Below are 20701 nucleotides of genomic sequence, written 5' to 3' on the forward strand. Positions count from 1 at the left end.
TGCTCGTGCCGGGAGTGGGCGGCGTGGTGTGATGGCGGGATGGGTCGCCACCGCTGGGGTCGCGCCGCTGCGCCGGCGCTCCTCGCGTGGCGGGCGCTCCTCGCGTGGCGGGCGCTCCTCGCGTGGCGGGCGCTCCTCGCGTTGTCGGCGCTCCTCGCGCTGTCGGCCTGCGCCCCCGCGGGCGCCCCCGCGCCGCCGCCCACGGCGAGCGCCCCTACGCCGCGCGCCACCGCGAGCGCCCCGGCCGGCAGCGCCGCTCCCTCCGCGAGCGCCGGCACCCCGCCGCGGTCGTCCGTGCTGAGCGGGTTCGTGGCGCTGGGCGACTTCGGGACGGGCGGCGCGGCGCAGCGGGACGTGGCGCGGGCGATCGGGCGCTGGGCCGACGCCGGTCACCGGGTGGACGCGATCGTCGGCACCGGCGACAACGTCTACCCCGACGGCTCCCCGGCCCGCTTCGCCGAGACGCTCGACCGCCCGTACGCCCGCTGGACGGGCTCGATCTGGGCCACGCTCGGCAACCACGACGTGATGGGCGGCCACGGCGGCGACCAGCTACGCCACCTGGCGCTGCCCGCGCTGCCGTTCGCCAGGCGGCTGGCCGGCGTGGAGCTGCTGTTCCTGGACGCCAACCGGCCGGACGCGCGGCAGGCCCGCTGGCTGGAGGACCGGCTGGCCGCGCCGGGCCCGCCGTTCCGGGTGGCGGTGTTCCACCAGCCCGCCTGGTCGTGCTCCACGCACGGCTCCACGGCGGCCGTGGACCGGCTGTGGGTGCCGGTGCTGGAGCGCCGGCACGTCACGCTCGTGCTGAACGGGCACGACCACAACTACCAGCGCTTCGTCTCGGCGGGCGGCGTCACGTACGTGGTGACCGGCGGCGGCGGGGCCGGGCTGTACGGGCTGCGGCCGTGCCGGGACACGCCGCGCCGCGCGGCGGCGGCCGTGCGGCATCATTTCACCGCGGTCGAGGTGACGGCCGGCACGCTCACGATCACCGTCGTTGCCGCCACGGGCGACGTCCTGGACCGGGCGGTGTTGCGCCCTTCGTGACCGGGTTTCGGGCAGACCATGGATGTACGAGCCTTCTGGTGTCTTCTGGGCTAGTGTCACCGGTATGGCGGGACCGCGGAAGGTGCCACGCGGGTCCATCGCGCGGCTCGGCGTGGTGGCCCTGGTTCTGCTGTCCATGGTGCTGGCGGCCTGCACGAACGCGGGCTCCGCCGGCGCGGGCCGGGCACCGGCCGCCGTCTCGCACTCCGGCTGGACCCCCGACGGTCTCAACGCCGAGCTGTCGAGCCTGCCGCCGGCGCATCCCGTCGCCGCCCGCGAGCACCACGTCCTGCCGCTCTGGCCGCCGCTCCGCGGTGACCGGCGCACGGCCGCGGCCGCCCGCCTCGCCCTGCTGCCCGCCACGCGCCGCGAACCGGCCGCGTTCCGCGATCCGCAGCAGCTCGGGCACTGCGCCGCGGGCTCCAGGAGCCCGCCGCTGATCTGACCGGCTCGCGCACTGGTTCCCTTCCCCGGGGCCGCCCGCCGTGGCGGGCCGCGCCCCTTCCCCATCGCCTTTCCCCGAAGGAGCCGATCTTCGTCATGGCCGGCGTTGGATCACTCAACGACCTCATGCGGCACTACGACCGTCATCTCGCGCAGCTGGAGAGCCTGCGCGAGCTGCTGCACGACGAGCTCTCCGCCGAGCGCCCGCGGGGCTCCCGGCCGGCGCGGCGGCGGGTGGCCGCCCTCGAGGCCGCCCTGGAGCGCATGGACCGCGGCTGCTACGGCACCTGCCTGCGGTGCGGGGCGCTGATCCCGTACGAGCAGCTCGCCGCGCGGCCCGAGCGCACCCGCTGCGACGGCTGCGCCGAGCACCACCACAAGGCCGCGTAGACCGGGCGGCCCGCTACGGGCGGGCCGCCAGGGGCACGACCCGGCGGAACTTGCCGCCGGGTTCGCGCTGCGGCGCCTCCTCGGCCCGGACGAGGGCCACGTCGCCGGCGTGGTGCTCGGCCAGCAGCGTGGCCAGCGCGTCGCGGACGACCTGCCAGACCCGCTCGTCGGCGGGCCGCAGCCGGACGAGCAGCGCGGCTGGCCCGGTCTGGACGATCTGGTACTGCTCGACGCCCGGCAGCCGGTCCAGCAGGGTGCCGAACATCATGGGCGACAGGCGTACCGGCTCGCCGCCCTCGCCCGGGAAGGCGAGCAGGTCGGCGGCGCGGCCCTGCACCCGCACGGCCGGGAACGGGCTGCCGCACGGGCAGGGGTCGGGGCGCAGCAGCACGCTGTCGCCGAGGTCGTAGCGGAGGATGGGCTGGACCCTGTTGGCGAGGTTGCTCACCAGGACGGTGTGCGACGGCTGGCCCGGCGGCACCGGCCGGTGCTCGGCGTCGACCGGCTCGGCCACCGCCCAGTCGCTGTTGACGTGGTACCAGCCGTGGGCGCAGCCGAAGCTGAGGAAGCCGCACTCGGAGGCGGCGTAGGCGGCGCGGGCCTGGGCGCCGAAGGCGGTGGCGAGCCGCCGCAGCGCCTCCGGGGTCGCGGTCTCGCCGCCCGCGATGACCATGCCGGGGCGGAGCCGCAGGCGGCCCGCCTCCTGCTCGCCGGCCAGCAGCGTGAGCTGGCTGAGGAAGCCGGTGAGGCCGGCCGGGTCGTAGCGGTTGAGCTGGGCGACCAGGTCGGGCAGGGGCTGGTTGATGGAGAAGACCCGCATCATCCAGGCCAGCCTGGGATGGTCGCGGCGGAACCGCTCGACGCTCGCCACGGTGGAGAAGTGGCCGCCTGGGGCGGTGACGATCGCGGTGCGCGCGCCCCGGGCGAGCAGGCGCAGCGCGTCCCTGGCGGTGAGGCCGCCCCTGGCGCGCCCGCCGACGGCGTTGGTCACGGCGAGCGTCCGCTCGTCGATCACGAACAGGCCGCGCAGGCCGCTGGTGCCGGAGGTGGTGACCACCAGGTGGCGGCCGAGGAAGCGCTCCCCCACGCGGGCGGGGTCGGCGACGAAGTCCTGTACGCGTTCCAGCGTGACCTCGCGGTCGGCCGCCCAGTCGTCGAAGCGGGACATCAGCAGCTTCTTGTCGGTGACCGGGAGCAGCGCCGGGTCCTCCACCCGTTCCGGCAGCCCCTGGTAGAGCTCGCGGTAGAAGGGCGAGCGGGCGCGGGCGTGGGCCACCATGGCGGCCAGGCGGTCGCGTTGCCGCCCGGCGATGCCGTCCGCGCCCTCGCGGGCGGCGGCGCGCGCGTCGCGGGCCAGCTCGCGCGGGCTCTCCCGGGTGATCGGCCGGTCGTCGGTGGCGGTCATGCCTGCTCGCCGCCCTCGACCGACAGCAGCCCGTGCAGGGCGACGTCGAGGCCACGCCTGGAGGCCTCCCACAGCTCCCGCTGGGAGCGGCCGAGCCGGACGCTGGCCAGGCCCGCGTGCTGCAGGGCGCCCAGCAGGGCGCCGGTCATCGCGGCCGCGGTGACGGGGTCGAGCCGGGGGAACGCCTTGACCAGCTCGTCGGCGATGCGCTGCTGCAGGTCGAGCAGCAGGTAGAGGCCCTTGGCCTGGATCGCGGGCGTGGTCAGCGCCACCCGGGCCGTCGCGGACAGCTCCTCGGGCTCCTTGTCGGGCACCTTGGCGCGGCGGTGAGCGGCGTACTCCTCGACCATGCGGGCCAGCACCTCGCCCGGGCCCTCACCCGGACGGCGTGCGGCGACGGCGGCCAACAGCACGTCGAAGTCCTGCTCGACGTCGCTGAACAGCACCTCGTCCTTGCTGCGGAAGTAGTTGAAGAACGTCTTGGGGTCGACGTCGGCCGCGGCGGCGATCTGCGCCACAGTGGTCTGCTCGTAGCCCTGCTCCTCGATCAGCCGGAGCGCGGCCCTGACGATGCGCTGCCGGGTCTCGCGTTTCTTCCGTTCGCGGCGTGATTCCTGCACGCGAGCGAATATACGCGCGATGGAAACTTCCATCAACTGGAAGTTTCTACTCGCGCGGATCCTCTCAGTGCTGTCCGGCGGAGGAGGCCGTGACGTGCGCGGGGCGGCGCACAGGTGCGGTGGCGTTGGGCCCGGCGGGCGCGGAGGCGGAGTGCTGGGCCTGCTCGGCGGGGGTGTGATGGCCCCGGCAGTAGCCGTTCGTGACGATCAGCCGGCCGCGGGAGGCGGTGTACGCGCTGCTGTCGGTGGCGACGAGCACGCCCTGGCAGGTCGGGCAGAGGAGGGGCTGGTCGGCGGTCATGGTGGCCCTTTCCGTGGTGTCGAGCTTTCGATCCAGGGGCTTTTGCCCAGGACACGCCAGGTCACACCCGGAACTTTCGCATCCCTCGCACCCCCGGCGCGCCCGGCAGGCGTGCCACCTCGCAGTATGCCCGCCGCACCGGACCCGGACATCGGGCGGGTCCGGGGCACGGCGGAGGATCGTCCTCCCGCGGATGGGTTTCCTTACAACCCGCGAGGCACAAGTTCTCCCGCCATGCCGATCCCCGTGCTTAGCTTGCCCAAACCTTGCCCTCCGGCCCTGCCGGGAAGGCGGTGCGGGCTTCTGCGCGGACGCGGCCGGCCGAAAGCCCGCTGTGCCATGATGCTGGCATGCCCGCCGCCGACCTCGCCCGCGCGCCGCTGCGGGCGTGGCGGGCCACGGCGTTCGCGGCGGTGGCGTTCTTCCTGGGCAGCCTGGCGCACGCCGTCGCCGGCGGGGCGGCGCCCGTGGAGTCCACGGCGGCGGCCTTCGCCGTCTGCTTCCTGCCCGCCTGCCTCCTGGCCGGGCGCGAGCGCGCCCCGGCCGTGGTCGGCGGCGCGCTGGTGGCCACGCAGGTGGCGCTGCACTGCTGTTCTCCGCCGCCGACGCCGTGGCCGAGGCGGCGGGGCACGCCCAGCACCCGCACGTCGGGCTGGTGCCCGGCCTCGGCATGCTGCTCATGCACGGGTGGGCGATCGGGCTCAGCGCGCTCTGGTTGTCGCACGGCGAGACCCTGTTGTGGTCGCTGCTGCGCCGCCTCGCCGTACGGCTGCGGGCCGTCCTGGCTCCTCCGGCCGTCCCGGCGCGGCCCGGCGCGGCCCCCGCCCGGTTCGCGCCGCCGGTGGCGCCGCGTCCGGCGCCGACCGGGCACGGCGTGTCCAGGCGCGGGCCGCCGGCGGCCGCCTCCGCGCACGCCGCCTGAGCCCGGCACGGCCGCGGGCGGCCGTCGCGCGCACGCGACCACCGGCCCCGCTCCCCCTTCAGAGGTTCACCGTGACTGCCCACCGATCCTGGATCATCCGCGCTCTCGCCCTCGCCGCGCTCACGCTGGCGGCGCTCGTCACTGCCGGGACGGCGGCCTCCGCCCACGCCGGGCTCAAGTCCAGCGACCCCGAGGACGGCTCCACCGTGAAGGAGGCGCCGTCCCGCATCGAGCTGGTCTTCACCGAGGACGTCAACCCCGTCTACACCACGGTCGTCGTCACCGGCCCCGGCGGCGCGAAGGTGGCCGACGGCAAGCCGCGCGTCAAGGGCGACACCGTGACGCAGGCCCTCGAACCGGGCCTCGCGAACGGGCGCTACCGCATCGCCTTCCGCGTCATCTCGGCCGACGGCCACCCTGTGGCCAAGGAGCTCACCTTCACCGTGAAGGCCCCGTCCGCGAGCGCGCCGTCCCCGAGCGCCCCGGCCGCGAGCGCCCCGGCGTCCGAGAGCCCTGAAGCGGCGCCGCTCCCGGCCTCGGCTTCGGCATCGGCTTCGGCTTCGGCCTCGGCTTCGGCATCGCCGGCCGCCGCCGCGACGGCGGGCGGCGGGCCGGGGGTGCCCGTCGCGCTGATCGTGGTGGGTGCGCTGGTCGTCGTCGCCGGCGTGGTCGTCGTCCTCGCGGGGCGGCGGCGGACGTCCGGGGGGCCGGGCGCTCGCTAGAGGCCGGGCGCGGCGTTCGACGAACAGCACGTCGCGCCACACCCCGTGGTGCCGCCCGACCCGCTCGCGGACGCCGGCCACGCGGAAGCCGAGCGCCCGGTGCAGGGCGCGGCCGACCCCTCGCCCCTGGCGGCCGGGGTGCACGCAGACGCTGTGCTCGACCACGCCGGAGTAGACGCACCGCTCCGACACACGGGAGGCGGCCGCGTCCGCGCCGGTCATGGGCCGGACGGTCAGCCCGCGCCCGGCGTCCGGCGCGGGGGCCGGGTTGCGGTGTCTAGGGCTCGATGTGGTCCTTCATCGGCTGCCAGGGCGCGCTGTCGAACACCAGCAGGATCGCGACGATCAGGCCGCCGTCCAGGCGGAAGTGCTCGGCGGTGCGCTGGGTGCCGGCCGGCGTGGCGGTGTGGACGTCGTAGACGAGCGTCGCCTCGCCGTCGCCGTACAGCTCGCTGATCAGCTCGACGCCGGTGACGATCGACACGAAGCCCGGCAGCGTGGCCAGGTGCCCCTCCCGGTCGCCGGAGCTGATGAACGGGCTCTGGAAGCGGAACGGCTCCCCCACGAAGGCCGCCGCGGCGGCCGCGTCACCGCGGAAGCGGGCCTCGTGGTAGCCGCGCACGACGTCCCTGGTCCGCTCCCGGGCGGTGGCGGCGGTCACGGGCGGCCCTCCGCCCGGCCGAGGCGTTCGGCGAGCCGGTGCTGGTTGGCGGCCAGCCGCAGGCACAGGTCGCGGAAGAGGCGCAGCTCGGCAGGGGTGAAGCCGTCGAACATGGCGCGCATCGCCAGCCGGGAGGGCTCGCGGAACGCCTCGACCCAGGCGCGCCCGGCCGGCGTGATCTCGGTCAGGACCGAACGCCGGTCGGCCGGGTCGGGGACGCGACGCACCAGCCCGTCGCGCTCCAGCGTGTCGACCAGGCCGGTCACGTTGCGGGAGCTGACGCCCGCGGCGCGGGCCAGGCCGCCGATGCTGATGCCCTGCGCGGCGGTGCTGAGCCTGAGCAGCAGGTCGAGCGCGCCCGCGCTGACGCCCCGGCCCTCGGAGCCGTGGGAGCGCATGCGCTCGATCGCGTGGTAGGCGGTGCGGACGGCGGCGCCCGCCTCCAGGGCGGGCAGGTCGTCCTCGCCGCCGGCGAAGGCGGTCATGGCGGCTCTGGTGTGCGGGTCGAAGAGGAAACCGTCCGGATCATGCTGATAAGTCTGTACATCCTTCATAGTAAGAAAAGAGATTAGTACGTACTTACTTTTATGGCAATCTCACATTCTGGGAACAATTGTCCTAGTAAATGAGACGTATGAGAGAGTTGCCGCATGAGATCCCCCAATCGCTGGGCCATGCTGAGCCTGGGCATGGCCGCACAGGGCGCGGGCTGCGTCTTCATGTACGGGCTGCCGTTCCTCCTGCCCACCCTCCAGGCGGAGCTGGGGCTCACGCTCGCCCAGGCCGGGATCCTCGTCGGCGCCCCCAGCGCCGGCATGCTGGCCACCCTCATCGCCTGGGGCTGGGTCGCCGACCGCCACGGCGAGCGGCTGGCCATGACGGCGGGGCTGGCCCTCGCCACCGCGTTCCTGACGGCCGCCGCGTTCGCCGCCCACCCCGTCGCGCTGGGCGTGCTGTTCGCGCTGGCGGGGGCCTCGGGGGCGGCGGCGAACGCGGCCAGCGGCCGGGTGGTGCTCGGCTGGTTCCCGCGCGAGCGGCGCGGGGTCGCGATGGGCTGGCGGCAGTGCGCGCAGCCCATCGGCGTGGCGGTGGCGGGCGTGCTGGCCCCGCTGTTCACCGGCGTGCGCGGGACGTTGCTGGCCATGGCGGCGATCTGCGCGGTCGTGACGGTCGCGGTGGGCGCGCTGGTGGCCGACCCGCCCCGCACCGCCGCCGCGCGGCAGGCCCGCGCCGCGTCCCCGTACCGGGAGCCGGCGTTGTGGCGGGTGCACGGCGCGAGCATGTTGCTGGTGGTGCCGCAGTTCGCCACGGCGGCGTTCGCGCTGACGTACCTGGTGCACGCCCGTCATTGGGACGTGGCCGGGGCCAGCGCCCTGGTCGCCGCGGCGCAGTTCGCCGGGGCGGGCGGGCGGCTGGCGTGCGGGCGCTGGTCGGACGCGGCGGGCAGCCGGGTGCGGCCGATGCGCCGGCTGGCCCTGGTGAACGGGGCCGTGATGGTGCTGCTGGCCGCCGCCGTCGCCACGCCCTGGGGGACGCCGCTGATGATCGCCGCCCTGGTGGTCGCGATGAGCGGCAACGGCCTGGCCTTCACCGCCGTGTCCGAGCTGGCCGGGGGCGCCTGGGCGGGCCGCGCGCTGGGCGCCCAGAACACCGGGCAGAACCTGGTCGCCGCCGTCACCCCCGGCGTGGTCGGGGCGATCGTCGCGGGCCCGGGGTTCGGCCCGGCCTTTGCCCTCGCCGGCGTGCTCGCCCTGGCGGCGGCGCTGGTCACCCCGTCCGAACGGGCCCCCGCCCCCGCGTACGCCGCCTGAGGGACGCCGCCTGAGGGACGCCGCCTGAGGGACGGCGCTCAGCCCGCGCGGCCGGGGCCGCGCAGCACGGCGAGGGCGATGACGACGGCGCCGATCAGCAGCGCCGCGCCGAGCGTGAGCCCGAGCGCGTACCCGGCGGTCAGGGTCTCGGGGGTGGCGACGGGCCCGATGCGGTTCTGGGCGGCGGTGCCGAGGGCGGCCAGGCCGAGGGACGCGCCGATCTGCCGCGAGCTGTTGAGCAGCCCCGAGGCGGTGCCGCTCTCGTGCGTCGCGACCCCGGCGGTGGCGGTCGAGACGACCGGCCCGAGGCAGAGCCCGAACCCGACGCTGGCCACCACCGACGGCCCGAGGACGTCGGTGACGAACGCGCCGTCCGGGCCGATCAGCCCGAACCAGGCGAACCCGGCCGCGGTGAGCAGCCCGCCGGCGACGAGCAGGGTCCGCGGCGCGACCCGGTAGCCGAGCCGGACGGCGAGCACGGACCCGGCGACCACGCCGAGCGCGAACGGCAGGAACTCCAGCCCGGTCAGCGCCGGCCCGGTGCCGAGCACGCGCTGCAGGTAGAGGGAGACGAAGTAGAAGGCCGCCGCCATGGCCGCGCCGAGCAGGAGGTTGTAGGCGTTGGCGGCGGCGACCGAGCGGTTGGCGAGCAGTCCGGGCCGGATCAGCGGCTCGCGGGCGGTGGTCCGCTCGACCCCGGCGAACGCGGCCAGCAGCACGGCGGCGGCGGCCAGCGTCACCAGCGTGACCGGCGACGTCCACGGGTGCTCGCCGGTGCGCACGACGCCGAACACCAGCAGCGTCATGCCCGCCGTGACCAGCACCGCGCCGAGCGCGTCCGGCCGCCCGGCGCGCGCCGGGGGCGGCCCGGCCGGGACCCGGCGGGCCAGGGCGGGGCGCCGGCGGCCATCGGCACGTTCACGAACATCACCCAGCGCCAGCCGGCGTACTCGGTGAGCACGCCGCCGATCAGGACGCCGAGCGCGCCGCCGGCGGCGTTCATCGCGCTCCACACGCCGAAGGCCCGCACCCGCGCCCGGCCGGCCGGGAACGCGGCGGTCAGCAGCGCCAGCGCGGCCGGCGCCAGCGCGGCGGCGCCCACGCCCTGCGCGGCGCGGGCGGCGACGAGGTGGCCGGGCTCCTGGGCCAGGCCGCCGAGGAGCGAGGCGAGGCCGAACAGGGCGAGCCCGAGCAGCAGCACCCGCCTGCGGCCGTAGCGGTCGGCGGCCTTGCCGCCGAGCAGGAGCAGCCCGCCGAAGGTGAGCGCGTAGGCGTGGATCACCCAGGTCAGGCCGACCGCGCCGAAGCCGAGGCCGGCGGCGATGCGCGGGAGGCCGACGTTCACGACCGACAGGTCCAGCGACACCATGAACTGCACGACGGCCACGGCGGCGAGCGTCACTCCGGCCCTGGCCGGCGGTTCCGCCGTCGCGGTGATCGCGGGCTCCAGGGCTCTCACAGACTTTCGGAACATGTTCCGAAAGTACCATCGGCACCGCCCGCCGTCGAGAGGCGGCCGGATTCGCCGAGGCAGGGGGCCGGGCAGCATGATGGGACGGTGTCCCGACCCGAACCGTCCCGAGGCCGCACCGGCCGGCCGCCGCTGACCTCACGCCCGCAGATCCTGGCGGCGGCCCGCCGCATCATCGACCGGGACGGGTGGGAGAAGCTGACCGTCCGGCGGCTGGCCGCCGAGCTGGGCATCGGCACGACGACCCTCTACCACCACGTGCGCGACCGCGAGGACCTGCTCATCCAGCTCCTCAACGAGCACGCCGACCGCACGCTCGCCCTCGACCTGCCCCGCGAGCCGCGCGAGCGCATCGTCGCGGCGGCCACCGCCATCCACGACTCCCTCGCCGCCTGGCCGTGGGCCGCGGAGGTCCTCACCACCGACGGCTTCCTCGGCCGCCTCGGGAAGTCGTCGCTGCGCATGGTGGAGGCCGTCCTGGCGGGGGCGGTGGATCACGGGTGCACGCCCGAGCAGGCGGTGCACGTCTTCCGCAGCATCTGGTACTTCACCGTCGGCGAGATCCTGGTCCGCGCCCGCTCCACCGGGACGGACGGCGAGCGGCCCGCCTTCTTCGCCGGCGTGGACATGTCCGGGCTGCCGCGCCTGGCCGCGCTCGGCGAGCGGTGGCCGGAGCTGGCCGCGCGCGACACCTACCCGCGCGCGCTGCGCTCCTTCGTCGACGGCCTGCTCGCCGGGACCGCCCCCCGCCCCTCGAACTCCTAGGGCCAGGTCGCCCGCGGGGCGGTCCGGCGGGCCCTGCTCAGCCCCGCCGGAAGGCTCCGGCGTGCTCGGCGGCCCAGGCGGCGAAGGTGAGGGCGGGGCGGCCGAGGACGGCCGGCACCGCGTCCGTGGCCGGGCCCGGCCGCTCGGCGTAGTCGGCCAGCGAGCCCAGCAGCCGGTCGGGGATCTCCTCGGGCAGGCCCTGGCCGAGCATCGCCTGCCGGACCTGCTCGGGCGGCACCTCCTCGTAGCCGACGGTTCTCCCGATCGCCTCGCCGATGAGGCGGGCCTTGTCGCGCTGGGTGAGCGAGTGCGGCCCGGTGAGCACGTACGCCTGCCCGTCGTGGCCCTGGCCGGTCAGGGCGTGGACGGCGACGGCCGCGATGTCGCGTTCGTGGATCGGGGAGGTGGCGGCGTCGCCGTACGCGCCCCGCACGACGCCGGTCGCGCGGATCTGCGGCGCCCAGGACAGGGTGTTGGCGGCGAAGTCGGCGCAGCGCAGGAACGTCCAGCGCGGGACGGCGGCCGCCACCGCCTCCTCGGCCGCCCGGAACCCGGCCGCGAACTCGGGCCGCCCCGCGGGGTGCACGACGGTCACGGCCGACAGCAGCACCACCCGCTCGACCCCCCGCCCGGCGGCGAGCGCCAGCAGGTCGCGGAGGCCGCGCCCGGCGGCGCGCGGGCTGAGGAGCATCGCCCGCGCGCCGTCCAGCGCTTCCTCCAGCGTGGCGGGCGCGGACGGGTCGCCCCGGACCACGCGCGCGCCCTCCGGCAGGCGGGCCCGTCCCGGGTCGCGGGTCACCGCGGTCACCTTCTCGCCTGCCTCCAGCAGCAGGTCCACGGCGGCGCGGCCCACTGTTCCCGTCGCTCCGGTCACGAAGATCATGAGGTGTCCTCTCCTGGTAGTCATGTCGGCATCCCGAGAGGCGGGCGAGGGCCGGAGTGTGACACCCCGGGGCACCGTCGGGTGAATTTTCGGGAAGCTGCCGCCGGACACGCATAGCGGCCTCGCTTTTCGTGAAGAGAAGCGCCATGGACACCAGCCCCCGCGCCGACGCCCAGCAGCCGGACCTGCTCGACACCACGCCCGGACTGTGGGTGGACGACCGTGAGGACGACGACCCGGTGCTGCTGCGCGCCGACGGCGCCCCGGTGGACACCTGGCGCCAGCACTACCCGTACGACGAGCGGCTCTCGCGCCACGAGTACGAGCGCGACAAGCGGCTGCTGCAGATCGAGCTGCTCAAGCTGCAGTACTGGATCAAGGACACCGGGCAGCGGCTGGTGATCCTCTTCGAGGGCCGCGACGCGGCCGGCAAGGGCGGCACGATCAAGCGGTTCATGGAGCACCTCAACCCGCGCGGCGCGACCGTCGTGGCGCTGGAGAAGCCGAGCGAGCGCGAGCGCGGCCAGTGGTACTTCCAGCGGTACATCGCCCATCTGCCGGCCAAGGGGGAGATGGTGCTGTTCGACCGCTCCTGGTACAACCGGGCCGGGGTGGAGCGGGTCATGGGGTTCTGCAGCGACGAGGAGTACCTGGAGTTCATCGAGCAGACGCCGCGCCTGGAGAGCCTGCTGGTGGAGTCGGGCCTGCACCTGGTGAAGCTGTGGTTCTCGGTGTCGCGGGCCGAGCAGCGCACCCGGTTCATCATCCGGCAGGTGGACCCGGTGCGGCAGTGGAAGCTGTCCCCGATGGACCTCGCCTCGCTCCGCAAGTGGGACGACTACACGCGGGCGAAGGAGGAGATGTTCCTGCACACCGACACCGAGTGCGCGCCGTGGACGGTCATCAAGAGCAACGACAAGAAGCGCGCCCGGCTGGAGGCGATGCGGTACGTGCTCAGCCGCTTCGACTACGAGGACAAGGACCACGAGATCGTCGGCACGCCCGACCCGCGCATCGTGATCTCCGCGGCCGACATCTTCGACGAGGACCACACGCTGGACGAGCCGTCATGACCCGGCCGCTCCCCCGGCCCGCAGGCGGCGGCCGGCCGCGGACAGCGCCGGGATCGTGACCAGGAGCGCGCCGGTCACCGCGGCGACGCCGAGGAAGGCCCGCTGCACCCCGGCCGCGTCGGCGAGCAGCCCGAAGCAGGCCGGGCCGGCGAGGAAGCCGAGGTAGGCGACGGTGGTGACGGCGGACGTCGCCCGGCCGCGGGCGGCGCCGCGCACGTCGCGCAGCCCGTACGACAGCAGCGTGGGGAACAGCGCGGCGGTGCCGCAGGCCGCGACGACCACGCCCGCCACCGCGAGCGCCGGGACCGGCGCGAGCGCCGTGAGCACGCCGCCGGCGGTCGCGACCAGGGCGCCCCCGGCCAGCGCGGCGAGCGGCCTGCGCAGCATGAACGCGCCGGCGGCGAGCCGGGACAGGGCGGCCGTCGCGGCGAAGGCGGCCGGGGCGGCGGCGGCCGCGGCGGGACCGGCCGCGAACGTGTCGGTCAGCAGGACCGCCGCCCAGGACTGGTAGGCGTTCTCGGCCGCGAACGCCAGCGCCCCGACCGCCCCCACCACGACCAGCCCGCCCCACAGCACCGCCGCACCGCGCGCGGGGGCAGGCGCGGAGTGGTCGTCGCCGACCGTGGAGGCGGGGGCGGGGTGGTCGTCGCCGGCCGTGGTGCCAGGGGCGGGGTGGACGTCGCCGGGCGTGGTGCCAGGGGCGGGGTGGTCGTCGCCGGCCGTGGTGGCGGCCCCCGTGCGCGCCACCGCCGCCGCGCCGAGGGCGACCACGACGGCGCCCGCCGCCGCGAAGTTGACCACCAGGCTCCCCGCCAGCCCGGCGAGCGCCCCGGCCCCGAGGCTGGACAGCGCCACCGCGCCGGAGAAGGCGGCGTGCGACCGGGCCACGACCGGCCGCCCGGTCCGCCTCTCGACGGTCGCCGCCAGCGTGTTGATCGCCACGTCGCACGCCCCCGACCCCGCCCCCACCAGCAGGATGCCGGCGCACAACCCGGCGTACCCGGCCGGGACGACCGACAGCACGACGCCCAGCACGCCCAGCGTCGCGAGCAGCGTGCCCGCCGTGCGCAGCCCGAGCGCGTCCACGAGCCGCCCGGTCAGCAGCATGGCGGGCAGCGCGCCCGCCCCCACGAGCAGCAGCGCGACCCCGAACCCGGCGTCATCGACGCCTGCCCGCTCCCGCAGCAGCGGCAGCGTGGCCCCCCACACCCCCCAGAACACACCGAACCCGGCGAAGCACAGAAAGGGCGCCGCGCGGGACAGCTCGCCGCGCCGGACGATCGAAGCCACCATGTGTGTAACGCTACACAACTACCATGGGTCCGTGTCCACCCACCGCAGACGCGTGACGCTGAAGGACGTGGCGGCCCGCGCCGGCGTCTCCCTCATGACGGCCTCCTACGCCTTCACCCGCCCGGGCAGGGTCGCCGACGCCACCCGCGAGCGCGTCCGCCGCGCCGCCGCCGAGCTGGGCTACCGTCCCGACGCGGTGGGCCGGGCGCTGCGGTCCGGCCGGACCCGGCAGCTCGGCATGGTGTTCAGCGAGCACCTGACGTACGCCTTCGACGACCCGCAGGCGGCCCGGTTCCTGGCGGGCGTGGCGGAGGTCTGCGTCGAGGAGGACCACGGCCTGACCTTCCTGCCGACGCGGGGCGACGCCGCCGACGCCGACCGGGTGCTGTCGGCGGCGGTCGACGCGTTCGTGCTGTGGACCACGGCGGAGGACGACCCGGTGCTGGCCGCGGTCGCCGAGGACCCGCGGCCCGCCGTCATCCAGGGCGGCCCGGCCCGCGACGGCATCGCCTGCGTCACCCAGGACGACTACGAGGCCGCCCGCGCCGTCGCCGCCCACGGGCTCCGCGACGGCCGGGCGCCCGCGGTGATCGCGTTCCCGCTCGACCGGGGCCGCGAGCCGCTGGTGGGCACCGGCGCCGACCTGCCCGCGCGCGTGCCGTTCCCCGTCACCGAGGCCCGGTTGCGCGGCTACCGCGCCGCCGTCGAGGCGGCCGGCCTGAGCTGGGCGGACGTCCCTGTCGCCGTGGTCGCCCGCAACAGCAGGCACGACGGCGCGGCCGCGGCGCGCGAGCTCGCCGGCCGCCTGTCCCCGCGCCCGCTCGTCATCGCCATGAGCGACGAGCTCGCCCTGGGCGCCCGCCAGGCACTCGGCGAGACCCGTCCCGACGCCGGCTACCTCGGCTGGGACGCCTCGCCGGAGGGCCGGCTGGCCGGTTTCACGTCGGTCACGAACCCGCTGCGCGACCAGGGCCGCCGCTGCGCCCGGCTCGCCCTGCACCCCGGGACGGCCGGCGACCGCGACATCCCGTGGAGCATCACCCCGTGACCGCCGTACCCCTCAGGGAGTAGCGCGACCCCCGCTCCGCGGCGGACGCCGCGCGAACCCGCCACGGAGACGATGGACCGCATCCGACGACGGACCGCATCCACGGAAGGCGGACGACGATGACCACGAGCGACGAGCACACCCTCGGCGCCCTGCTGCGGCGCTGGCGGGAACGCGCCCTGCTCACCCAGGAGCAACTGGCCGAGAAGACCGGCCTGAGCACCCGCACGATCCGGCGGATGGAGCAGGGCGGCCCGCACCGCCCGCGCAGCTCGTCGCTGCGGCTGCTGGGCGAGGCGCTCGGCCTGGGCCCGGCGGAACTGGCCCTGCTGGCCGCCGCCGCCCGGGGACGCCTCCCCCGGGCCGCCGCGCCGCCGACCCCGCGGAGCACGGCCGCCCCCGCGCCGCCGTCCCCGCAGAGCACGGCCGCCCCCGCGCCCCCGCCGCGCCTCGTCGTCCGGCCGGGCCCCTGGCCGCCGTTCAGCGGCTCAGGATGGTCTCCTCCCGCATGTGCGACAGCTTCTCCGGATTGCGCACGGCGTAGAGGCCGGTGATGAGACCGTCCTCGACGCGCAGCGCGATGACCGAGTCGAGGGCGCCGTCGCGCCGGACCACGAGCGCCGGATGGCCGTTAACCTGCACCGGCTCCAGGGTCCCCGCGGCCTCGGCGATCCGGCGCAGCACGTACGCGACGCCGTCGGCCCCCACGACGGGTTCGAGCGCGGCCCGTACGACGCCGCCGCCGTCGCCGAGCAGCACCACGTCGGGCGCGAGGATGTCGAGCAGGTGCTGCAGGTCGCCGGTCTCGACCGCCTGCCGGAACGCCTCGATCGCGCCGCGCGTCTCGTCCTGGCTGACGGCCCCGCGCGGACGGCGGGCGGCCACGTGCGCCCGCGCCCGGTGCGCGATCTGCCGCACCGCGGCCTGGTTCTTGCCGACGGCCTCGGCGATCTCGTCGTAGTCGAGGTCGAACACCTCGCGCAGCACGAACACCGCCCGCTCGGTCGGCTGCAGCGTCTCCAGCACCAGCAGCATCGCCATCGAGACGCTGTCGGCCAGCTCGACGTCCTCGGCCACGTCGGGCGCGGTCAGCAGCGGCTCGGGCAGCCACGGCCCGACGTAGGACTCCTTGCGCCGGCTGAGCGTGCGCAGCCGGCCGAGGGCCTGCCGGGTGGCGACGCGCACCAGGTAGGCGCGGTGGTCGCGCACCTCGGCGAGGTCGACGCCGGACCAGCGCAGCCAGGTCTCCTGGAGGACGTCCTCGGCGTCGGCGGCCGAGCCCAGCATCTCGTAGGCGACGGTGAACAGCAGGTTGCGGTGCGCGACGAACGCCTCGGTCGCCGCGTCCAGCCGCTCGCCCGCCCCCGTGCCCGTCCCGCTGCCCTCCGTCATCACCGGCTCCTGCCCGCTCGCCTTCGTCTGCTCCATACGCACAAGACACCGGCCGCGCCGGCTCTGTGACAGCCGCGATCAGTGGCGCACGTCACACAGCCGGCGCGAGCGGCCATCGGATGTCCGATAAGTTCTCTTTCGGACCTGTCGTCGCTCGTTCCCGGGAGTGTAATCGGTGCGCAGAACGCTGCTGATCGCGGCCTTCGCCGTGACCCTGTCCGGCTGCGCCGCCGTACCCGGCCGCATCCCCTGGCCCGCCGCCCCGCCCTCCCCCACCGCGACCCCCACCTCAACCCCCGTCGCGTCCACCCCCACCCCGACTCCCGCACCCTCCTCCCCCGCACGAGCGGCGCTGACCGCCCCCGAAGCCCGGAAAGCCCTGCTGACCTGGCTGGACGACTACAACGCCACGCTCAAGCGGCGCAAGTGGTGGCGGCAGAACAGCCGCCTCGACGCGCTGTTCATCGAGGCGGCGCTGCACGAGGGCGTGCTCGAACGCAACCACGAGACCTTCGGCTGGAAGCCGGGCCACAAGCCCATCCACCCGACCGGCACCCCGGCCGTCTACCTGCCGCGGCCCGAGCGCCAGCCCCCGATCGGCGACTGGTTCATCGCCAAGGCCACCTACAAGGACGTCAAGGGCCACGCCCGCCCGCATCTGCTGGCCTTCTTCCGCGCCCCCGGCGGGCCTTTCAAGCTGGCCGTCGCCACCCCGCTCCACTGGGGACAACGCGCGCCCGAGCCGCTGCTCGACGCCGCCGGCCACGTCACCGACATGAACGCCACCATGGCCGCGGCGGTCGCCGAGGAGTACCGCAACTTCTGGAACAACGAGAAGAAGGAGGGCGCCTCCGGCTACCGCCTGGCCAGGGACAGCTACAGCCGCAAGGCGTTCCCGGCCGTCAACAAGGGCATGTACGTGCGCTTCGCCGGCCACGGCTCGGTGTTCGGCTTCCGCACCGCCGACGGCGGCTCGTTCTTCCTGTTCGCCCTGGTGAACTCCACCAAGAGCGTCAACCAGGTGCTCAGCGAGGCCCTCCTGGTCCCCAAGGGCAGCAGGACCATCCGCGAACTCGGCGCCAACTGGTTCTCCTGACCCACCGACGCCGACCCCGGTCGTCAGGCGATCCGTTCCCGTTCGATCTCCGTCGTCAGGTGTGCGCCGGGGTCGACGATCAGTTGCCCCGGCTCGGTGGGCAGCCCCAGGCCCCGGGTCACCTCGATCGGGATGAAGACCTCGCCGGCGAGGGGGCCGCGGGACCTGACGGCCTTGGCGGGGATCCGCTTGCGCGGCGGTCCCCCGCAGCCGCAGCAGCGCCCGGTCGCCGATGACGGCCGGGCGGAAGCGCCGCCCGCGCCGCCGCCGCGGCGAGGGCCATCGCCAGGAACCCGGGGACCGCCGGCCCCGTCCCCGCGAACAGACCCCAGGACCTCACCCGCGACGAGCCACGCGCCCGGGCCGGCAGCCGCACCGCGACGACCACCGGGCCGCAGGCGAGCAACGCGAGGCTCGCAGCCGGTGACGGCACGCGCAACTCCGACCACGACCTCTGCCGGAAACCCCCTCATGGCGAAGGAGCGCTCCGAAGCGATCCAATGAATCCATGGGCACACAACGCATGATCGGCAGAATCGTCCTGTGGACCCTGTTAGGGGCTGCCATCGTCAGCTTCTGGACCGGGTTCGGCATGCTGTTCGCCGATGACGACAGGCTCCGCGGCGCGGCCCTGATCGCCGGCTCCTGGCTGCTGGTCGCAGGCGGCGTCGTCCTCGGGGACAAGCTGGGCGTACCCCTGATAGCGATCAAGCTGGAAAGAACCGGCACCTCAGAGCGCTTACGCCAGGCGGCAGAAGATCCTGGCAGACGCCTGCAGCGCCGGATCGAGCGCGTCAACTCGGCGTTCGCGGAAGCTGCCGCTCTCATGGACGAGCTCCGGCGCGACCTGGCAGCTCAGCAGATCGCTCGTCAAGCACTTCTCGAGGAAGCCGAGCGGCAGCAGCAGATCCTCGACATCGACGAGGAAGAGGCGGAGAAGATCCGCCAGATCCTCATGAGGGAGACCAGGACCGCCATTCAGGCCGAGCGGCGTCAGCAGTGGTTCTTCTTCGCCCTCGGCGCGCTGGCGTCGATCCCGATCGGGGTGGCCGTCAACCTGCTCGTGCCCTGAGCGGCAGGCCCCTCCGGGTACCTGTCAAGGCGGGGTGTATCAGCGGACCTGGAGGCCGGTGACGGCGCGGCCGATGATGAGGCGCTGGATCTCCGACGTCCCCTCGAAGATGGTGTAGATCTTGGCGTCGCGGTGGAAGCGTTCGACCGGGTGCTCGCGGGTGTACCCGGCGCCGCCCAGGATCTGGATCGCCTGCTCGGTCACCCACACCGCCGTCTCCCCCGCCACGAGCTTCGACATCGAGCCCTCCGCCTGCTCGAACTGGCGGCCGTTGCGGGCCATCCACGCGGCGCGCCAGGTCAGCAGGCGGGCGACGTCGACGCGGGTGGCCATGTCGGCGAGGAGGAAGGCGATGGCCTGGTTCTCGGCGATGCGGCGGCCGAACTGCTCGCGTTCGCGGGCGTAGTCGCGGGCGTACTCGAAGGCGGCGCGGGCGATGCCGACCGCCATGGCGGCGACGGACGGGCGGGTGGTCTCGAAGGTGCGCATCGCGGCCTGCCCGCCGGCGCGCTCGCCGCTGCGGACGCGGGCCAGCCGGGCCTCCAGCTTGTCCTCGCCGCCGAGCAGGCAGGAGCCGGGCACGCGGACGCCGTCCAGGACGACCTCGGCGGTGTGCGAGGCGCGGATGCCGTGCTTGCGGAACTTCTGGCCCATGGACAGGCCCGGCGTGCCGGGCGGGATGACGAAGGACGCCTGTCCCCGGGCGCCGAGCGCCGGGTCGACCGAGGCGACGACGACGTGTACGTTCGCGATGCCGCCGTTGGTGGCCCAGGTCTTGACGCCGTCCAGGACCCAGTCGGAGCCGTCGCGGACGGCGCGGGTGCGGATGGCGCCGACGTCGGAGCCGGCGTCCGGCTCGGAGGCGCAGAAGGCGCCGAGCTTGACGTCGTTCTCGGTGCCGAACATCTGCGGCAGCCACTCCCCCATCTGCTCGGGGGTGCCGTTGGCGGACAGCGCGGCGGCGGCCAGGCCGGTGCCGACGATGGACAGGCCGATGCCCGCGTCGCCCCAGAAGATCTCCTCGAACGCGACGGGCAGCCCGAGCCCGCTCGCCTCGAACCACTGGGTGGCGAAGAAGTCCAGGGAGTACAGGCCGACTTTGGCGGCCTCCTGGATGACCGGCCAGGGGGTCTCCTCGCGCTCGTCCCACTCGGCGCCGGCCGGGCGGATCACGTCGCGGGCGAAGTCGTGCACCCAGTCGCGCACCTGCTTGACGTCGTCGCTGAGCTCCGGGCAGAACCCGCTCATGGGCCGCACCCTCCCCTTCCGATCCCGCCGCGAGGGTTACCAGTGGTAACACCCTACCGGTCAGTACGCCCCGGCAGGAAGGCGATCGGGAAGGGTGATCATGGGCGGGCGTTCGGCGATGCGGACGTCCCGGCTCGCCGCGCTGTGTCCGGCCGGCCCGCGCCGGAACTGGGTCAGCAGGCCGGACGGGTCGTGGCAGGACCGGATCTTGCCCTGACGCTCCAGCCGGGACCAGGCGGCCAGCATGATCTGCCCCGCCATCGCGCCGAGGGCGTCCACGGACTGCGGCGCGTGCTCGCGCGAGCCCAGGTCCACCTGGGCGAAGGCGTCCAGCCCGGCCAGGTCGAGCAGGTCGATGAGCAGGCCGAGCTCGACGCCGTAGCCGGTCAGGAACGGCACCCGCTCCAGCGCGGAGCGACGGCCGGCGTACTCCCCGGCCAGCGGCTGCACGAAGCCGGCCAGCTCGGGCCAGTGCAGGTTGAGCAGCGGGCGGGCGACCAGCTCGGTGACCCGGCCGCCGCCGCTCGGCGCGCCGTCCAGGGGACGGTCGTAGCAGCCCTTGACGTAGACGAGGCTCGGGTCGGCGAGCAGCGGGCCGAGCACGCCGCCGACCAGCGAGGCCCGGAAGTGCCGGATGTCGGCGTCGGCGAAGACCACGACGTCGCCCCGGGTGACGGCGAGCGACTTCCACAGCGCCTCGCCCTTGCCGTCGAGCGGGCGCAGGTGCGGCAGGATGTCGTCCTGGGCGTGCACGCGGGCGCCGGCGCGGGCGGCCACGCGGGCGGTGTCGTCGCGCGAGCGCGAGTCGATGACGACGAGCTCGTCCACCAGGCCGTCCAGGTCGCGGCGGAGGGTCTGGACGATCTCGCCGACGGTCTCGCGCTCGTCGCGCGCCGGGAGCACCACGCTGACGGTCGTGCTCCCCTTGGCGGCCAGCAGCTCTGGGAGCGGCCAGTCGGCGGCCGACGACATCCGGCGCCGCAGCCATCCGCGCACCTCGGGCAGCATCCTCCTGACCACCTCCCCCACACCCCCCG

25 protein-coding genes are annotated in these 20701 nt (G+C 75.3%); 12 read left to right on the top strand and 13 right to left on the bottom strand.

Features of this window, described 5'->3' with window-relative positions; genetic code table 11:
• Positions 1 to 39 precede the first annotated feature (39 nt).
• The 3 genes from MF672_RS19375 (at position 40) to MF672_RS19385 (ending at position 1881) form a co-directional block, all read left to right on the top strand.
• Positions 40 to 1047, top strand: a complete 1008-nt coding sequence (locus MF672_RS19375; protein ID WP_247815318.1) for a metallophosphoesterase family protein — start codon at positions 40 to 42, stop codon at positions 1045 to 1047.
• A 64-nt stretch (positions 1048 to 1111) separates the two neighbouring features.
• The gene (locus tag MF672_RS19380; RefSeq protein WP_242382455.1) at positions 1112 to 1492 is read left to right on the top strand and encodes a hypothetical protein; all 381 of its coding nucleotides are present in this window, start codon (positions 1112 to 1114) and stop codon (positions 1490 to 1492) included.
• Between the two features lie 95 nt (positions 1493 to 1587).
• Positions 1588 to 1881, top strand: a complete 294-nt coding sequence (locus MF672_RS19385; RefSeq protein ID WP_242382454.1) for a TraR/DksA family transcriptional regulator — start codon at positions 1588 to 1590, stop codon at positions 1879 to 1881.
• A gap of 13 nt (positions 1882 to 1894) precedes the next feature.
• Here MF672_RS19385 and MF672_RS19390 read toward each other — a convergent pair whose 3' ends face one another.
• From MF672_RS19390 to MF672_RS19405, 4 genes are all read right to left on the bottom strand, one after another.
• A complete protein-coding gene (locus MF672_RS19390; RefSeq protein WP_242382453.1) occupies positions 1895 to 3286 on the bottom strand; it encodes a phenylacetate--CoA ligase family protein in 1392 nt (463 codons plus the stop codon).
• Positions 3283 to 3906, bottom strand: a complete 624-nt coding sequence (locus MF672_RS19395; RefSeq protein WP_242382452.1) for a TetR/AcrR family transcriptional regulator — start codon at positions 3904 to 3906, stop codon at positions 3283 to 3285. The genes MF672_RS19390 and MF672_RS19395 overlap by 4 nt, the downstream gene beginning before the upstream one ends.
• Positions 3907 to 3970: 64 nt before the next feature.
• Entirely contained in the window at positions 3971 to 4207 is a 237-nt protein-coding gene (locus MF672_RS19400) for a hypothetical protein (protein WP_242382451.1), read from the bottom strand.
• Positions 4208 to 4457: 250 nt separating this feature from the next.
• Positions 4458 to 4892: a hypothetical protein gene (locus MF672_RS19405; protein ID WP_247815319.1), complete on the bottom strand. Its 435-nt coding sequence runs from the start codon at positions 4890 to 4892 to the stop codon at positions 4458 to 4460.
• On the opposite strand from MF672_RS19405, the gene MF672_RS19410 reads away from it, so the two are divergent.
• Together MF672_RS19410 and MF672_RS19415 are read left to right on the top strand one after the other, a co-directional pair.
• Entirely contained in the window at positions 4878 to 5129 is a 252-nt protein-coding gene (locus MF672_RS19410) for a hypothetical protein (RefSeq protein ID WP_247815320.1), read from the top strand. The genes MF672_RS19405 and MF672_RS19410 overlap by 15 nt on opposite strands.
• 71 nt (positions 5130 to 5200) lie before the next feature.
• On the top strand, positions 5201 to 5851 hold the full coding sequence (locus MF672_RS19415; RefSeq protein ID WP_242382449.1) for a copper resistance CopC family protein: 651 nt from the start codon (positions 5201 to 5203) through the stop codon (positions 5849 to 5851).
• 277 nt (positions 5852 to 6128) lie between these two features.
• Here the strand turns inward: MF672_RS19415 and MF672_RS19425 are convergent, their stop codons facing one another.
• Positions 6129 to 6512 carry a hypothetical protein gene (locus MF672_RS19425; RefSeq protein WP_242382448.1) on the bottom strand — a complete coding sequence of 128 codons (384 nt, stop codon included), beginning with the start codon at positions 6510 to 6512 and terminating at the stop codon, positions 6129 to 6131.
• The gene (locus tag MF672_RS19430; protein ID WP_242382447.1) at positions 6509 to 6997 is read right to left on the bottom strand and encodes a MarR family winged helix-turn-helix transcriptional regulator; all 489 of its coding nucleotides are present in this window, start codon (positions 6995 to 6997) and stop codon (positions 6509 to 6511) included. Before MF672_RS19430 ends, MF672_RS19425 begins: the two co-directional genes overlap by 4 nt.
• A gap of 165 nt (positions 6998 to 7162) precedes the next feature.
• On the opposite strand from MF672_RS19430, the gene MF672_RS19435 reads away from it, so the two are divergent.
• Entirely contained in the window at positions 7163 to 8323 is a 1161-nt protein-coding gene (locus MF672_RS19435) for an MFS transporter (RefSeq protein WP_247815321.1), read from the top strand.
• A gap of 38 nt (positions 8324 to 8361) precedes the next feature.
• Here the strand turns inward: MF672_RS19435 and MF672_RS19440 are convergent, their stop codons facing one another.
• Together MF672_RS19440 and MF672_RS19445 are read right to left on the bottom strand one after the other, a co-directional pair.
• Positions 8362 to 9147, bottom strand: coding sequence for an MFS transporter (locus MF672_RS19440; RefSeq protein WP_247815322.1), 786 nt, complete (start codon positions 9145 to 9147; stop codon positions 8362 to 8364).
• Entirely contained in the window at positions 9126 to 9797 is a 672-nt protein-coding gene (locus MF672_RS19445) for an MFS transporter (protein ID WP_247815323.1), read from the bottom strand. Before MF672_RS19445 ends, MF672_RS19440 begins: the two co-directional genes overlap by 22 nt.
• Before the next feature lie 84 nt (positions 9798 to 9881).
• On the opposite strand from MF672_RS19445, the gene MF672_RS19450 reads away from it, so the two are divergent.
• Positions 9882 to 10559, top strand: a complete 678-nt coding sequence (locus MF672_RS19450) for a TetR/AcrR family transcriptional regulator (RefSeq protein ID WP_242382444.1) — start codon at positions 9882 to 9884, stop codon at positions 10557 to 10559.
• A 37-nt stretch (positions 10560 to 10596) separates the two neighbouring features.
• Here the strand turns inward: MF672_RS19450 and MF672_RS19455 are convergent, their stop codons facing one another.
• A complete protein-coding gene (locus tag MF672_RS19455; RefSeq protein ID WP_242382443.1) occupies positions 10597 to 11442 on the bottom strand; it encodes an NAD(P)H-binding protein in 846 nt (281 codons plus the stop codon).
• 146 nt (positions 11443 to 11588) lie between these two features.
• Between MF672_RS19455 and ppk2 the strand changes: the two genes are divergently transcribed.
• Positions 11589 to 12515: a polyphosphate kinase 2 gene (gene ppk2, locus MF672_RS19460; RefSeq protein WP_242382442.1), complete on the top strand. Its 927-nt coding sequence runs from the start codon at positions 11589 to 11591 to the stop codon at positions 12513 to 12515.
• On the opposite strand, the gene MF672_RS19465 is transcribed toward ppk2, so the two are convergent.
• Positions 12510 to 13808, bottom strand: coding sequence for an MFS transporter (locus MF672_RS19465; RefSeq protein ID WP_242382441.1), 1299 nt, complete (start codon positions 13806 to 13808; stop codon positions 12510 to 12512). The genes ppk2 and MF672_RS19465 overlap by 6 nt on opposite strands.
• A 31-nt stretch (positions 13809 to 13839) precedes the next feature.
• Here MF672_RS19465 and MF672_RS19470 point away from each other — a divergent pair, with 31 nt between their 5' ends.
• Positions 13840 to 14856: a LacI family DNA-binding transcriptional regulator gene (locus tag MF672_RS19470; protein ID WP_242382440.1), complete on the top strand. Its 1017-nt coding sequence runs from the start codon at positions 13840 to 13842 to the stop codon at positions 14854 to 14856.
• A gap of 119 nt (positions 14857 to 14975) precedes the next feature.
• Positions 14976 to 15410, top strand: coding sequence for a helix-turn-helix domain-containing protein (locus tag MF672_RS19475; RefSeq protein ID WP_247815324.1), 435 nt, complete (start codon positions 14976 to 14978; stop codon positions 15408 to 15410).
• On the opposite strand, the gene MF672_RS19480 is transcribed toward MF672_RS19475, so the two are convergent.
• Positions 15337 to 16248, bottom strand: a complete 912-nt coding sequence (locus tag MF672_RS19480; protein WP_242382045.1) for an RNA polymerase sigma-70 factor — start codon at positions 16246 to 16248, stop codon at positions 15337 to 15339. The two genes, MF672_RS19475 and MF672_RS19480, sit on opposite strands and share 74 nt — an antisense overlap.
• Before the next feature lie 175 nt (positions 16249 to 16423).
• Between MF672_RS19480 and MF672_RS19485 the strand changes: the two genes are divergently transcribed.
• Together MF672_RS19485 and MF672_RS19490 are read left to right on the top strand one after the other, a co-directional pair.
• Positions 16424 to 17344: a DUF8094 domain-containing protein gene (locus MF672_RS19485; protein ID WP_242382042.1), complete on the top strand. Its 921-nt coding sequence runs from the start codon at positions 16424 to 16426 to the stop codon at positions 17342 to 17344.
• Positions 17345 to 17852: 508 nt separating this feature from the next.
• Positions 17853 to 18416: a hypothetical protein gene (locus MF672_RS19490; protein ID WP_242382041.1), complete on the top strand. Its 564-nt coding sequence runs from the start codon at positions 17853 to 17855 to the stop codon at positions 18414 to 18416.
• A 39-nt stretch (positions 18417 to 18455) separates the two neighbouring features.
• Here MF672_RS19490 and MF672_RS19495 read toward each other — a convergent pair whose 3' ends face one another.
• Positions 18456 to 19664: an acyl-CoA dehydrogenase family protein gene (locus MF672_RS19495; RefSeq protein WP_242382040.1), complete on the bottom strand. Its 1209-nt coding sequence runs from the start codon at positions 19662 to 19664 to the stop codon at positions 18456 to 18458.
• A 60-nt stretch (positions 19665 to 19724) separates the two neighbouring features.
• Positions 19725 to 20672, bottom strand: a complete 948-nt coding sequence (locus MF672_RS19500; RefSeq protein WP_242382044.1) for a glucosyl-3-phosphoglycerate synthase — start codon at positions 20670 to 20672, stop codon at positions 19725 to 19727.
• Positions 20673 to 20701 lie beyond the last annotated feature (29 nt).

The organism is Actinomadura luzonensis (assembly GCF_022664455.2).
GTDB lineage: Bacteria > Actinomycetota > Actinomycetes > Streptosporangiales > Streptosporangiaceae > Nonomuraea > Nonomuraea luzonensis.

Bases quoted from the DNA above. Each gene is read 5' to 3' on its own strand.
- ppk2 (WP_242382442.1), top strand. From the start codon at position 11,589: ATGGACACCAGCCCCCGCGCCGACGCCCAGCAGCCGGACCTGCTCGAC.
- MF672_RS19410 (WP_247815320.1), top strand. From the start codon at position 4,878: ATGCTGCTCATGCACGGGTGGGCGATCGGGCTCAGCGCGCTCTGGTTG.
- MF672_RS19445 (WP_247815323.1), bottom strand. From the start codon at position 9,797: ATGTTCCGAAAGTCTGTGAGAGCCCTGGAGCCCGCGATCACCGCGACG.
- MF672_RS19500 (WP_242382044.1), bottom strand. From the start codon at position 20,672: ATGCTGCCCGAGGTGCGCGGATGGCTGCGGCGCCGGATGTCGTCGGCC.
- MF672_RS19375 (WP_247815318.1), top strand. From the start codon at position 40: ATGGGTCGCCACCGCTGGGGTCGCGCCGCTGCGCCGGCGCTCCTCGCG.
- MF672_RS19490 (WP_242382041.1), top strand. From the start codon at position 17,853: ATGGGCACACAACGCATGATCGGCAGAATCGTCCTGTGGACCCTGTTA.
- MF672_RS19475 (WP_247815324.1), top strand. From the start codon at position 14,976: ATGACCACGAGCGACGAGCACACCCTCGGCGCCCTGCTGCGGCGCTGG.
- MF672_RS19400 (WP_242382451.1), bottom strand. From the start codon at position 4,207: ATGACCGCCGACCAGCCCCTCCTCTGCCCGACCTGCCAGGGCGTGCTC.
- MF672_RS19495 (WP_242382040.1), bottom strand. From the start codon at position 19,664: ATGAGCGGGTTCTGCCCGGAGCTCAGCGACGACGTCAAGCAGGTGCGC.
- MF672_RS19480 (WP_242382045.1), bottom strand. From the start codon at position 16,248: ATGACGGAGGGCAGCGGGACGGGCACGGGGGCGGGCGAGCGGCTGGAC.
- MF672_RS19435 (WP_247815321.1), top strand. From the start codon at position 7,163: ATGAGATCCCCCAATCGCTGGGCCATGCTGAGCCTGGGCATGGCCGCA.
- MF672_RS19390 (WP_242382453.1), bottom strand. From the start codon at position 3,286: ATGACCGCCACCGACGACCGGCCGATCACCCGGGAGAGCCCGCGCGAG.
- MF672_RS19380 (WP_242382455.1), top strand. From the start codon at position 1,112: ATGGCGGGACCGCGGAAGGTGCCACGCGGGTCCATCGCGCGGCTCGGC.
- MF672_RS19455 (WP_242382443.1), bottom strand. From the start codon at position 11,442: ATGATCTTCGTGACCGGAGCGACGGGAACAGTGGGCCGCGCCGCCGTG.
- MF672_RS19465 (WP_242382441.1), bottom strand. From the start codon at position 13,808: ATGGTGGCTTCGATCGTCCGGCGCGGCGAGCTGTCCCGCGCGGCGCCC.
- MF672_RS19385 (WP_242382454.1), top strand. From the start codon at position 1,588: ATGGCCGGCGTTGGATCACTCAACGACCTCATGCGGCACTACGACCGT.
- MF672_RS19430 (WP_242382447.1), bottom strand. From the start codon at position 6,997: ATGACCGCCTTCGCCGGCGGCGAGGACGACCTGCCCGCCCTGGAGGCG.